General features: G+C 54.2%; 12 protein-coding genes. 10 read left to right on the forward strand and 2 right to left on the reverse strand.

What is annotated here, in order from left to right:
* Positions 1-2: 2 nt before the first annotated feature.
* From KF752_15885 to KF752_15915, 7 genes are all read left to right on the forward strand, one after another.
* Entirely contained in the window at positions 3-1,268 is a 1,266-nt protein-coding gene (locus tag KF752_15885) for a DUF21 domain-containing protein (GenBank protein MBX3423036.1), read from the forward strand.
* Complete coding sequence (locus tag KF752_15890) at positions 1,265-2,212, forward strand: DUF21 domain-containing protein (GenBank protein ID MBX3423037.1); 948 nt, start codon at positions 1,265-1,267, stop codon at positions 2,210-2,212. The genes KF752_15885 and KF752_15890 overlap by 4 nt, the downstream gene beginning before the upstream one ends.
* Before the next feature lie 327 nt (positions 2,213-2,539).
* Positions 2,540-2,695, forward strand: a complete 156-nt coding sequence (locus KF752_15895) for a hypothetical protein (protein ID MBX3423038.1) — start codon at positions 2,540-2,542, stop codon at positions 2,693-2,695.
* Positions 2,696-2,895: 200 nt separating this feature from the next.
* Positions 2,896-4,254 carry a transposase gene (locus KF752_15900; protein MBX3423039.1) on the forward strand — a complete coding sequence of 453 codons (1,359 nt, stop codon included), beginning with the start codon at positions 2,896-2,898 and terminating at the stop codon, positions 4,252-4,254.
* A gap of 23 nt (positions 4,255-4,277) precedes the next feature.
* Positions 4,278-5,324 carry a hypothetical protein gene (locus KF752_15905; protein MBX3423040.1) on the forward strand — a complete coding sequence of 349 codons (1,047 nt, stop codon included), beginning with the start codon at positions 4,278-4,280 and terminating at the stop codon, positions 5,322-5,324.
* A gap of 46 nt (positions 5,325-5,370) precedes the next feature.
* Positions 5,371-6,324, forward strand: coding sequence for an RHS repeat-associated core domain-containing protein (locus KF752_15910; protein ID MBX3423041.1), 954 nt, complete (start codon positions 5,371-5,373; stop codon positions 6,322-6,324).
* Between the two features lie 477 nt (positions 6,325-6,801).
* Positions 6,802-7,842 (forward strand): hypothetical protein, encoded by a 1,041-nt coding sequence (locus KF752_15915; protein ID MBX3423042.1) that lies wholly within the window; start codon positions 6,802-6,804, stop codon positions 7,840-7,842.
* Positions 7,843-8,337: 495 nt separating this feature from the next.
* On the opposite strand, the gene KF752_15920 is transcribed toward KF752_15915, so the two are convergent.
* Positions 8,338-8,577, reverse strand: coding sequence for a hypothetical protein (locus tag KF752_15920; protein MBX3423043.1), 240 nt, complete (start codon positions 8,575-8,577; stop codon positions 8,338-8,340).
* A gap of 276 nt (positions 8,578-8,853) precedes the next feature.
* Positions 8,854-9,828 carry a tetratricopeptide repeat protein gene (locus tag KF752_15925; protein MBX3423044.1) on the reverse strand — a complete coding sequence of 325 codons (975 nt, stop codon included), beginning with the start codon at positions 9,826-9,828 and terminating at the stop codon, positions 8,854-8,856.
* Positions 9,829-10,157: 329 nt separating this feature from the next.
* On the opposite strand from KF752_15925, the gene KF752_15930 reads away from it, so the two are divergent.
* From KF752_15930 to KF752_15940, 3 genes are all read left to right on the forward strand, one after another.
* Positions 10,158-10,598 carry a hypothetical protein gene (locus KF752_15930; protein ID MBX3423045.1) on the forward strand — a complete coding sequence of 147 codons (441 nt, stop codon included), beginning with the start codon at positions 10,158-10,160 and terminating at the stop codon, positions 10,596-10,598.
* Positions 10,599-10,690: 92 nt separating this feature from the next.
* Positions 10,691-11,584 carry a 4-hydroxy-tetrahydrodipicolinate synthase gene (dapA, locus tag KF752_15935; protein MBX3423046.1) on the forward strand — a complete coding sequence of 298 codons (894 nt, stop codon included), beginning with the start codon at positions 10,691-10,693 and terminating at the stop codon, positions 11,582-11,584.
* A 280-nt stretch (positions 11,585-11,864) separates the two neighbouring features.
* On the forward strand, positions 11,865-12,815 hold the full coding sequence (locus KF752_15940) for a hypothetical protein (protein ID MBX3423047.1): 951 nt from the start codon (positions 11,865-11,867) through the stop codon (positions 12,813-12,815).
* Positions 12,816-12,863: the final 48 nt, after the last annotated feature.

Raw genomic sequence — 12,863 nt, forward strand, 5'->3', positions numbered from 1 at the left:
CGATGCCACTCGAGAACATTTTCTATCTTGGTGCGGCCCTGATTTTGGTCATGGTCAGCGGCTTTTTTTCTGGCTCGGAAGCCGCTTACTTTTCCCTGACGGCCTCCCAGCGCCATGGTTTGGCCAAGAGTAAGGTTGCCACAGATCGACTGGCCTTCAGTTTAGTATCCCAATCCGAACGACTATTGATGACGATATTGTTCTGGAATCTGGTCATCAACGTCACCTACTTCTCGATGGTCTCAAAGTTTACTTTGTCGTTGGATCAACATGATTCAGACAGCAGTTCGCACATTGCCCTGATTACATTTGGAGCATTGTTGTTCGTCATTTTGTTCGGCGAATTCTTCCCCAAAAGCATCGGGTTGATGTACCCGCTACGACTGGTTCGGCTAGCTGCGATACCGCTGGCCATAGCCGTCCGCACCATCGCTTGGTTGTTGCCGGTCATGGAGTTTATTACTGAATTCTCACGGCGTCTGGTATGGCCCGGGATGCAGCCCGAACCCTACTTATCGGCTGCCGACTTGACACGCGTGGTGGAACTGTCGGCCAGCGAGGATGAATTGGTTGAGGCCGAGAGCCAAGTCTTGCAAAATATCATTCAGCTGAACGAGGTTCGAGTCGAGGAGTGGATGCGGCCGCGGGCTGAATTTTCAGCGCATACTTCGCATCTGACGTGGCAGCAACTCACCCCACAATCTGCCAGCGGGGGATATCTACTAATTACTAAAGACCATGGACAGATCATGGGTTACATCGATCTGCGTCAGGTGCCTCCCCGCGATTTTTCGAATCTGGCTGCCCAGCAAAAGGCGGTGGTTGTAGTGCCCTGGTGCGCGACGATTGCCGACGCGCTACAGCGATTGTGCGACACCAACCGTCGTGTGGCTGCGGTCGTAAACGAATATGGGGAGTCGGTGGGCGTCTTGACCTGGGAGGACATTTTCGATGCTATCCTGCAATTACAACGCGGGCGCTCGCATCGCGAGCTGGCTCGAGCAGAAATCCGCAAGCTAGCTGACGACCGCTGGTTAGCAACCGGCCTGACCAAAGTGCGGCGACTGGAACGTGCGATGGGACAGCCGATCCCAGATACAGACAACCTGACAGTGGGCGGCATTGTGCAACAACATCTGCGTCGCTTACCAGAAGTTGGCGACGTATGCCAAGTCGGCGCGCTGCGGTTGGAAGTCATCGAAGCCGGCATGCGCGGTGAGCTGCTGATTGCAATTAACGTCGTCGCCGACCAGGAGACGCCGCCATGATGATCGTTTTGTTGTTATTATTCGGTCTAGCACTGAGCGCGTTTTTTAGTGGCAGCGAAACCGGGTTCTTTCGTGTTACTCGCGTGCGGCTGGTGATGGATGCGCTGGACGGCAATTGGATTTCGCGGGTTCTGTTGTGGCTGGCAAATCATACCACCGTCGTTGTAGCTACGGTGCTGATCGGTAACAACCTGGCTAATTATTCACTGTCGTTGGGATTGGTAATCCTCGGAGGTCAACTGTTTACTGAACAGCCCTCGCTCCAAGCCATTGTGCCGGTGCTGGCCGCGCCGGTGATCTTTGCGTATGGCGAACTGCTCCCCAAATACCTATTCTACCAAGCGCCCTATCGACTGCTGCGGTTCGGTGCACCACTCATGCTGCTGTGTTCCATCCTGTTCTTGCCGATGTCGATCTTTGTGTTCGCCTACGAGGCCATTTGGCGACGCTTTGCTGGTCAGTCCGTAACCAAAGCCGATCTCGCTCTCCGGCGTCAAGACATTCAGAGAACCTTGGCCGAGAGCCAGGATGCGGGAGTGGTGGCGGCAATTCAGCGCGAATTGAGCCAGAATCTGTTCACCTTCGGTTCACGTCCAGTAAGACAGTACACCATTCCCCTGCGAGCCATCCCGCTGATGGAAACCACGACTACGCGGCCACAAGCCTTGGCGGCAGCCGTCAGAACCAACAGTCCCATCGTCGGCATCACACGCGAAGGCAATTTAGTGGGCTGCTGTCTGGCCGCCGAAGTGCGCGCCGATTTGAATAACTCCAGCCTGCCGTTGCTGCCGATCTGTCAAGTTCGCGCTACGGATTCTAGCATTCTGGTGCTCACTCGCCTGCAAGCCATGCACGCACCCCTGGCTCAAGTAATCGACCCCACCGGTCGCGCAATCGGCGTAGTCCTGCGAGAAAGGCTAACGTCGCTGCTGGTCAGCGATTAGCGCATTTTCGCTGTCGTGGCTAGAGGCTGTCCGGTATGGGGATGCGTGTGGGCATTGGCAGTATATTTTGGAAAAAAATCGCCTTGAATAACCGTACACTGATTTCGTAGGGTGGGGCATGCGGGGCCAGTGCTATTGGTTACTGCAACTGGACAACCTATTTACAAACGACAGCACGTTGGCGAAAGAACTTGGACTCAAGGCAAGAGCCAAGGCAGCCGATCTGGCATCACCATCAAATTGGACGGCTAACCCAGTTCCGCATATTCATATTGCTGATGCGGGCAGAGGTGGCCATATTCCTGTAATGATTGGAGTGCTGCCGCGATGAGTGAAGAAAATTTGGAATTGATTGTCGAGTCCCTTAAAAAGCACTCCAGCGGAACAGTCGATGGAAAGTGCATGTCTAATTTCGCTCACGTGTGCCTGCAATTGCGAAATGGAGTACAAGTCAATTTAGATTCCAGTTTCGGAGATTACTAATCCATTCGAGCAATTGAACCACCCCTTTCAAGCTGTCATTAGCGAGAACTGGGGTTGGAGAGATTACCGCAACACTGTCAAAATGCCCAGAGTGTTGCAGGTTGGGATGAATGCTCGGTGATTAAGATTTAAAAGAACAGAATCCAACGGCAACATGTAGAGTGACTGCGGAAGCACTGCGTACCAAGGAGGAACTAGCCATGTCGTTCGATAGCGTGTTGTCACGGTTTGCAGACCAAGCGCCTGTGGCCACGATGGTTCGGGCTGCAATGGCCAACATATTATCGCCACGGGAACTGGATAAGATTTTTGAAGAGAGCCGGCAGCGGCAATATGAAGACAGGCTGCTATTTTCCAGTGTGGTTGGCCTGCTGACACTGGCGGTAACTAAAACGCAGCCATCGCTGCATGCGGCATATCAATCACAGCGAGAAGAGCTGGGGGTATCGGTAGCCGCGTTGTATGACAAGCTGTCGGGAGTGGAGCTTACAGTAACACGTGAATTGGTAAGGCGCACGGCCCAGCGGATGTCAGCGGTCATCGACGCGTTGGGCGAGACCAGAAGACCGGTGCTCCAGGGGTATAGCACATTGTATCTGGATGGCAGCCATCTAGGGGCTACCGAGCACCGGCTCAAACCGACGCGGAGCGTGCGTGGCGGACCGCTGCCGGGATTAGGCTTAGTCGTACTGGATGGAGACCGAAGGATCATCAGCGATTTCTTGCCATGCGTCGACGGACAGGCACAAGAGCGCAGCCTGATGTTGGACTGGATCGACCTGCTGGCCGAAGACCAGTTGTGGATAGCCGACCGTAATTTCTGTACCAAACAGATGATCTTCGAGTGCCATAGAAACAAAGCCAGTTTTTTGTTGCGGCATCACGGAGGATTAGCCTGCCGAGCTGAAGGGCCAGAGTGCGAGATAGCCAGATGCGCAACTGGCACGGTACAGGAGCAAACGGTCAGCGTGGAGGGAGACACGCTAGGTGCGGTCACGCTACGGCGGATTACGATCAAGCTAGACAAGCCGACAACCGATGGCACCCAGGAGATTTGTCTACTGACGAATCTGCCTACGGAGGTTTCAGCGTCCAAGTGCGCAGACCTGTATCATACCCGGTGGGACATCGAAGCGGCCTTCGGAGAGATTGCTTCATCGCTACGCGGGGAGATCGACACGCTGTGCTATCCGGCGGCCGCGTTGTTGGGTTACGCCATAGGACTGGTAACGTACAACTTGCTGGCCGTGGCCCAAGCAGCCATGAGTGTGGTGCATGGTCGCCAGATGGTTGAGGAGAATGTATCGAGTTACCATATGGCCAACGAAGTGGCCACGACCTGGACGGGATTAGAGATAGCGATACCAGACAGCCAATGGCAAGCTCGCTTTGCGAAACTTGATGCAGCTCAGTTGGCGCACAAGCTACTTGCACTTGCGCACAAGACACAGCTGCGTCGGTATCAGAAGCATCGACGGGGACCAAAGAAACCTACCCCCAAACGCCAAGGCACTCAGCCCCATGTCAGTACCGCTCGACTGCTTGCTCAACAGAACTAACACCTTGAAAGGGATGGTGTAGTATGTCTATGGCTATGCAAGGTCAACGTCTAAGAAGCATCCTTTCTAACTTTCTCAGTGTTTCAGTTATATTCTTGCTTTTTGCTATGCTGCCGACCGATCGGCTATTGAGCCAGGAGGGGATGGTAAATGCGCAACAACAAGCTCGTCTAATTGAGGCAATGAAGCAATTAGAGAAAATGTCGCGAGTAACGTCAGGTCGTGGGAAGTTTCGGTTCGAGAATCGTTTTTCCAACCCGAAGCGTGAGGAGCTACTAAGACTCTACGAAATTGCGGTGCTAGGCGGTAGTCACATAAAGTCGCTCGAACAGTCTGTGGAAAAGTCAGCAGTAACGGGCGTTGAGACGCTGAGAGTCATGAATCCGGATTATTGCTTTGTACTCACGCGTGCTAATGGTGGTCCATACTCAATAATGGATGTCCAAAAATACGGTCGAAGTGAATTAGATGACCGAGAGATCGCGATTCGTAAAGCTGAGGCCAGTACTATTTTTTGGGCTTATGTGTTCTATGGTAGGCCTGTTTGGGAGTTGTTGAGGCATCCGGACTGCAAGTTGTTGAGCATTGAGTCGTCGTTAACCACGACAGGGCAGGAAATGGTGCGCGTCGATTTTGAATTTGCGCCTCAAGAAAAGAAATTTCTAGCTGTAGACTTTGGGATTAAGGATGGTTACATCGTTTTCTCTCCAGATGATGGTTGGAAGATGGTAAGGTATTGCAGAGGTTATTGTCACGGACAGGATCCGAATACTCCAACTGACCCTAGAGTAACAAAAGCGACGGCTGAAGATTCCCCTTCAGATCAATTGGCGTTTTGCAAATTAGGTGTTATCGAGTGCCCTGCTGCCAAGCCTCCGAATGAGGGCGAAAACCACTTGATTTGCACCCAATCAAGCTATACCCCTGTACCAAAAGAGGAGTTTTATCTTAGCCACTACGGGTTTCCCGAGCCAAACTTTGGATCGAAGCGATACTGGCTGTGGATGTTGGGAGGATTGATTGGTGGAATTGCGTGCATCGTCGCGTCAAGGCGGTTGTTGAAACGGTAGAGGGACATGTCTGAATCTGCGAATGAATGGTGCCACCCATATACTGTTGTTCCTGGCCGATCTGACGCGCAGCCAGAGCTGGTCGCGGGATGCACAGGGCAATTGGACCGCGTTAACCAATGAAGATGGCGACGCGCAGAGTCGCACACACAACGCGCAGAACCAGATAACGCAGGTTGGCTCGGCAACGCTCAGCTACGATGCTGCTGGCAACATGACTACCGACGAGCAAGGTCGAACGCTGGTGTATGACGCCTGGAATCGCTTGGCGCGCGTGCAGAACGGCTCTACCACTGTTTCACAGTACCAATATGACGGACTGAAGCGACGGATTGTCGAGCAGCAGGGCGCGCAGACGCCGCGCGTGCTGTACTACTCGGCCAACTGGCAAGTGCTTGAAGAGCGCCAAAGCGGCCCTGCGGTGGCCTCGCATGTCTGGAGCCCCGTCTACGTCGATGCACTGGTCGCCAGCGACCGCGACGCCGACGGCAACACTGGCAATGGCCTGGAGCAGCGACTCTACGCGCTGCACGACGCCAACTTCAATGTCACGGCGCTGTTGGGCACCGCTGGAGCCATTGTCGAACGTTATTATTATGAAGCCTACGGCCGCGCCACCGCCCTGAGCCCCGACTTCGTGCCGCTGGCTACTGGCCAGAGTGCCTACAACTGGCGCTACCTGCATCAAGGCGGGCAGCTCGACGCAGCCACCGGCCTGTACCACTTCCGCCACCGCGACCTCTCCACATCCCTCGGCCGCTGGCTGAACCTCGATCCGATCGGGTACCAGGGGAGTAAGTGGAACTTGTATGAGTATGTGGAGGGGAGACCGACTCGTTCGCTTGATCCAACTGGCGAATCCTCGATCCTATTCCCGCCGTTGATTCCTGATGATCCACCTGGAAAACCGAAGATTCCGTATCTCGACATTCTGAAAGATATTATCCCAAACACAAAAAAGAATGGGAGGACGATATCAAAAGGAAGTGGGATGACATAAAACCAAAGAACCCGTTCAAGCCACTGCCTGATCCGAAAACTCCGGACAAGAAAAATCGCTGGATGCCCGACATGGATTTCGATTTCGACCTTGATGGAGACAGCCTTCCGCGATGTAGATTTCGATTTCAATGGACGATTTAGAGGTTGAAACAGATGAGATGCAAATCCAAATAGACGAGAAAAATCTGCAATTGACTGCACTGTGCGATGCAGTATCGTGCCACGGTACGTTTATAGATGGCAGGTGAATGGAGTGCGCGGTGTTGCTGACTGCTACGGTGCAATCGTGCACCACTGAGCGCCTTGTTCTTGGGGACAAATGATGGAATTGTACAGTGGGATTGGCCACGTTAGACACAATATCTGTGCCGGGATGCTCTTGGTGCTTACCCTTCAGTTAAGCGCGCCGGGACAAGAAGCTACTAGTCGGCTATCAGTACCTATTTTGCTCCAAGCACAATCTCATAGCTTGGACATGATTCGAGTTTCGGTCAAGGTTGGACCGCTCAGCGGCTATGCGGCAGTGGATACAGGCTCTAGCCACAACGCATTAGATGAAAGCGTTTTCGCGCTGATGTTGGAGCACTCTGCGAAGGCGAAGCGTCGCTTCGAGCAGACAAGTAGCCGGGATATCAAAGACATCGTTGTCAAATCGCTTGTGGTGGAGATTGATCAACAGCCACTATCGATAGAGCGGGTTAAGGTTATTGATATATCACGACTATCGCGGGTCGTCGGCGGACCTGTTTTAGCAATTCTCGGTATACCATTTCTGCGCGATGGGGTTCTGGAGTATGATTCCGAAACCAAGACTTTTTCGCTTCAACCTAACGCAACTCATGAGAGTTATGAGTTCCGGCAATCGTTTGTTTTTGACGCTTATGGCACACCGCAGACAGATGACTCGCCAATCGCGGAGCTCTTGAATTCCAAGTTTCTTATTGATACTGGTTGTAACACAGCTCTCACACTCACCCCCCAGACGTTTGAATCTGCGATCGCAAGAGGACTGGTCAAGCGCTTCGCAAAAGATGTAACGGTGGTCTCTGTAGAATCAACGAAAGCAATGCAGAGTGGCTTGCTGTCTACAGCCAGCGTTTGGGGAGCGAAATTTACGGAAGTTCCCGTAACCGTAAGCGACGAAAATGCGATTGGGCTGGCCTTACTGAGACAATTTGATTTCCAATTAGACTTCCTAAACCAGGTTCTGTACGCCAGGCCCGGTGCCTCTTGTCCAATTTGTCTTATGGCAGATCGAAGCGGTTTGTCACTCGAAGCAATCAACAGCGGCGTATCTGTTTTAGCCACGCGCGATCTCGATTCAACTTCAGAATCAAGGGTAAGATCAAACGATCTACTGTTGAGCGTCGATAATAGGTTGGTAACTGATCGGGACTTGCTCAATTTGAGACAGCTATTCAGGGAATCTAGTTGCGACTGGCTTCCAGTTAGGGTAGCACGAAACGGCGTGGAACTGGAGGCTGTTATAAGGCTAGCCAATCCCGACCTTAGATAGATACCTCGTGAGGTGCGTACAGGTCATGCGATTTTATAACGCCGGCTCCCCCTGGGGACACAGCAATCTGTCGGGGGGCAGGTGGATTGCGAGAGTGATGTGGTGGGTTTGGAGGAAAAGGGCAAACGGCCCGATAAATAATCGTTAGTTTGTTCGTTGCTGCTTCGCTGCAACGCAATATTGCCCAAGTACGGCTTCCAGAAATTGGAATTCAGCTAAGAGCAAGAAGCCCCAGCGATCCGCCGGGCAAGCCGGGAGCGCGATTTGTTTGCGCCAACAGGAATCTGTGAAGTGAGTCGGCTGTGTAGCTGGAAGCCGAACGATCCGCTGAGCGTGACAGCGGCGGGATTTTTTTGAACAGGCGGGTTGGGGGTCGACTCCCAAGTGAAGTATTCGAATCGTTGCTGGCGCGAGGGTGAACATTTGATGGCACTTCCCTGAGCCCTCGAAGGAAGTGCAGGCTGGACTTGGCCAGCCCCCGTATCTGCCTATGCTTCAGCTCTTGCTGTAGCCCAGCGCGTGAATGACATCCAACATCTCTTCAAACGTGATGAAGCGGCGGCGATTTTGGAGTTTGTAACTATCAATGGCTTCTGCCAACTCCCGAGCTGCGGGCGACAGCCCAATGTGCGAATTGCCAAACTGCCGACGTTCGACTGCGCCAGACGTCGAAGGTCCACTCTGTCGACGATCCGCAAATGGAGCTTGGGCTCGATCTTCTACCTGTTCAGACATCGCACTCTCTCCCATCATAGAAAACGTCTCAGTCAGCCAACCTCAACCTATGACTGGCTGCTCTTGTAGCCACTGCCGCTAAGGCGGCAGGATGGCAGCTTGGCAAGCTAGCCTGCGGCTCATCTACGCCTTCCCAGTATCAGCCGTCGCCAAGACGGTGGCAAATTGACCGCAGCAACTGAACTCTAGCTTGCAAATTGCCAGTCGGCAAACCGCCGACCGTTTTTTGTCTCCGACGGATAATCACCGAGCGTCATAGGCACAACTCAAGGTCTGTTAGTCTCTTGAGTCGGTTGACGGCGGCGATTGGCCTCCAGCGGGCTGACCAAAGTTGATCTGCGGCGGCGATAGCGGGCCAGATACACTAATAATTCCGGTTGTAGCAGGTGGACTTGGCGGCAGTTGACCAGCAACGATCGTACTGAATTGTTGTTCCAGCCGATCTTTCAGTTGCCGCGCCTGCTGATGATCCGGCTGCAGGTTGAGCGCTCGCCCCAGTGCCACCCGAGCTTCCGCCAACTCACCGCGCTGAGCGTGGATATCAGCCATGTTAAGAAAGAGCTGAAAATCTTGAGTACCCGCTCGCGAAGCGGCTTCGCGCCAACACAGCTTAGCCGCATCGGATTGACCCAAGCTCGCCAAGGCTTGACCTTTAAGCATCCAGGCTGCAGCCGATTGATATTCGGCGGACTGTGCGTCGCTCATGCGTTCCAGCGTCGCTAAGGAGCGCTGAGGCTTTCCCAAGCGCTGATAGACTTCAGCCACTGCCAGTTGTACCGGGGGATTGTTGGGCTTGGCCATCAAGGCGCGTTGATAACAGTCAATGGCCTGCTGCCACTGCTGGTGATGTTCGGCTACACGACCTCGCAATTGCCAAGCACCTGCGTGTTGTCGATTGCTGGCCAAAGCCAAATCCGCCTGTTTCAGTGCTTCCTCTGGGCGCCCAGCTTGCAAGTGCATTTCTCCCAGGCGCACCAGCAAGTCAGGATTATTGCCGCTCAATTTGACCGCTTGCTGGAGGTGATCGGCAGCTTGTTGGCAATTGCCCTTCTGCCATTGGACCTCGGCCATGCCCCAGTGCGCACGTTCGTCTGCGGGGCAACGCCGCAAAGCTTCGGCAAACAGCGTTTCGGCATCGGTGTTTTTCTTCAGCTGCAGTGCATCGGCACCTCGAAGCGAGAATTGCCTGGCTTCAGCCACACTGGCATCGCGTTGATTTCGCCTGAGGCTACTGCATCCCTGGGCGGACACGACGACGAGCACTAGGAATATTGTTGGCCGACATCGCCATCGGCCGTCTGGCCGAGGCCTGACATTTGACGAATTGCCGGACGCGCATTTCATGATTCTTACCTGAGACGATCAGTTCGAGCAGTCTCAGCCGACCGGCGGCTGACGAGTGCACGGGGCTGGAGGGCACGGGGCTGGCTGGACTTTGTAGACGACAGTACCATAGTGACAATCGACAACGGAATAGCTATTACCTGGCTAGCATTGCCTAGGGCTCGGTTGACGGCCGGAATACTCCTGGCGATTTGGGAATCTCTAACCTTTTTCAGTGCCATTTTGGCTCGCGTGTCATGCCTGGTAGCTATCGCTGGAACAGCTTGAATGTCCGGTATCCAGAGAATTGGACGCTCGAGGAAGACGAAGATTCGGGCAGCCTGACGATTCACAGCCCGTCCGGGGCGTTCCTCAGCCTGTCGCAACCGACGGACATCCAATCGGCCCTGGATACCGCGCGCCACAGTATGGAAGGCGAATATGATGAGGTCGAAACGGAAAACGTCTCGCGTATCGTGGGCCAAGCCTTGTTAGAAGGCGTCACTCAGCGGTTTTTCTACCTGGACCTGATTATCGTTTGCCATCTGCTCAAGCTGGAATGTGAAGAGCCGGATTTTCGCCCGTTGTTGGTGCAAATTCAGGGGGAAGATCGTGACTTAGAACGTCAACTCAATGTATTTGACGCAATCTTGATTGGCCTGACCCAGGACGCTTGCCCGTCGCCATCGAATCAGTAAACTTCCTCACCGCACCCTAACCAACATCACTCAGCTCCCAAATCTCATGGGTTGCACGAAATTCAGCAACCAAATCCATTGACGAGGCAACTATGAATCCACAACGCAAGGGCTCCGATTACGCCGGGCTGTCAGTCGCCATCATTACTCCGCTCAAGGACAACGTGCTGGATGTGGCCCGGCTGCGCGAACAAGTCGAATTCCAGATTCAAGCCGGGACCACCTGCCTAGTTCCTGTGGGAACGACGGGCGAATCGCCCACGTTGTCCCACGAAGAACATGAGCGGGTTATCAGCGAGGTCGTTCAAATCGCCGCTGGTCGGGTGAAAGTCATGGCTGGCACCGGCAGCAATTCGACCGCTGAGGCTCTACGGCTAACTCGCTGGGCGGCCAAGGAAGGCGCAGACGCTTCACTGCAGGTAGCTCCCTACTACAACAAGCCGACACAGGAGGGTTTCTACCAGCACTTCAAGGCGATAGCCGAAGATGTCGATCTGCCGATCTGCGTGTACAACATCCCCGGCAGGACCGGCAAGAATATTGAACCTGAAACGATCGCGCGCTTAGCGCAATTGGCCAACATCACCATGGTCAAAGAGGCCACCGGGTCGCTCGATCAATGCTCACAGATTTTGAACACGACCAATCTGACAGTGCTGAGCGGCGATGATAGTTTGACTCTGCCAATGATGAGTGTGGGAGCTGAGGGCGCGATTTCGGTAGTTGGCAACATTGTTCCTGAAGATGTCATCGCCATGATCGGTGCTGCCCTGGCCAACGATCTGGCCGAAGCCCGCCGCTGGCATCATAAACTGTTTCCGCTGTGCCGCGATATGCTGGGGCTCAGCACCAATCCCATCCCAGTCAAATCGGCCATGCGCTTGCTGGGTCGCGACACAGGACAACTTCGCCTACCCATGACGCAGCTCAATCAAGCTGAAGAAGGTCGACTGCGGACGACACTTTCTGAATACGGCTTGCTGTAGGCTCTTGACCGATTGCTGTAAGGTGGCCGCCACTGGGAAATACCTGTGGTCACCAACACGCCGATTTTTCCTGTCTCAGCGCTCCAGGCAAGCGCAGCCAAAGAGCCCAGTGTATTGCCAGCATTAACCTAATTGATGCCCGGTTGGCAAAAGATTTTCCTATTAAGTGAACTTTACGCTTGAGCCTGTCCGAATGATTCAGATATAAGCCGGGAGCGCCATTAAAGGCGGTCAAACGTGTGCATGCGGTGGAGTGCGTTTTCGTCAAAGGATTGATGAAATGAGTTCGCGTCATAACCAATTCAGTGTGGGAATGATTCTGCTGCTGTGCAGCATACAGGTCTGCTCTGTCGGATGCCGCAGCGGTGCATCATGGAGGTCGCCTTCAACTTGGTTTGCCAGTCGGGCGCCTGATCCGACGGTAATTGCCGGACGCACAGATGCTCCGCAGTTGCCTACCAGCCCTGCTGAAAAATATACGCCAATGGCCATCATGGGCAGCGGTTCATCAGCGACCGCATCGACGGCGTCTCAGGCAACCACCGCGTATCCCGCCGCAACCGGCGGACTGGCCGCGCAGGCTAACGGCTACCAAACCGGTCCTTACAGCCTGACGAATACGCCTGCCAACCCTTCGCAGCCAGTGGGCGGATTTGGCGCTCCGCTCAACGCAACTCTAGCCTCCAATCCAACCAACACACCCGTCCAGCCGGCCAACACGAGCACTAGCGGATCGTTTCCCAGCCCCTACGGCGGAAGCTACTCCGGCGTAAGTCATGCGCAAACTGCGCTGCCCAATACATCTGCAGTCGGCAACGCACAATCGGCCCCGTACAGCACATCGCCGACCAACCTGCCGCAGAACAGTCCTATTGGCTACCCCGCCCTTTCAGGCAGCGGCAGCATGGCAGCTGCCGCCAGCACCGTCAGTGGGCCGGTCAGCCCTTCGTCAGGAAACGTGCCAGCTGTGTCCTATCCGAACGCCAGCTCAACCGGCAATGGTTATCCGTACACTTCGCCAAATTCGAATACCCTAAATGGAGGAGTGGTTCCTGCTGCTAGCGCCTATCAATCGGGAACCCCCACCGGTACTTTCGCTCCCGGCACGACTGGACGGACCACTTCTTATAATTTTGCGCCGGGTGCAACAACCGGAACGAGCGCTCCTGCTCAATCTGGAATCAATTTGCCGCCCAATACAGCTACTGGCAATGGACAGTTGATGCGCTAGGCTCGTTGGCCAGCAACACGCCCCTACTTGCAGTGAGAATCTTCACTC

This window comes from Pirellulaceae bacterium, assembly GCA_019636385.1.
Taxonomy (GTDB): Bacteria; Planctomycetota; Planctomycetia; order Pirellulales; family Pirellulaceae; genus Aureliella.

Bases quoted from the DNA above. Each gene is read 5' to 3' on its own strand.
- KF752_15885 (MBX3423036.1), top strand. From the start codon at position 3: ATGCCACTCGAGAACATTTTCTATCTTGGTGCGGCCCTGATTTTGGTC.
- KF752_15890 (MBX3423037.1), top strand. From the start codon at position 1,265: ATGATGATCGTTTTGTTGTTATTATTCGGTCTAGCACTGAGCGCGTTT.
- KF752_15895 (MBX3423038.1), top strand. From the start codon at position 2,540: ATGAGTGAAGAAAATTTGGAATTGATTGTCGAGTCCCTTAAAAAGCAC.
- KF752_15900 (MBX3423039.1), top strand. From the start codon at position 2,896: ATGTCGTTCGATAGCGTGTTGTCACGGTTTGCAGACCAAGCGCCTGTG.
- KF752_15905 (MBX3423040.1), top strand. From the start codon at position 4,278: ATGTCTATGGCTATGCAAGGTCAACGTCTAAGAAGCATCCTTTCTAAC.
- KF752_15915 (MBX3423042.1), top strand. From the start codon at position 6,802: ATGATTCGAGTTTCGGTCAAGGTTGGACCGCTCAGCGGCTATGCGGCA.
- KF752_15920 (MBX3423043.1), bottom strand. From the start codon at position 8,577: ATGTCTGAACAGGTAGAAGATCGAGCCCAAGCTCCATTTGCGGATCGT.
- KF752_15930 (MBX3423045.1), top strand. From the start codon at position 10,158: ATGCCTGGTAGCTATCGCTGGAACAGCTTGAATGTCCGGTATCCAGAG.
- dapA (MBX3423046.1), top strand. From the start codon at position 10,691: ATGAATCCACAACGCAAGGGCTCCGATTACGCCGGGCTGTCAGTCGCC.
- KF752_15940 (MBX3423047.1), top strand. From the start codon at position 11,865: ATGAGTTCGCGTCATAACCAATTCAGTGTGGGAATGATTCTGCTGCTG.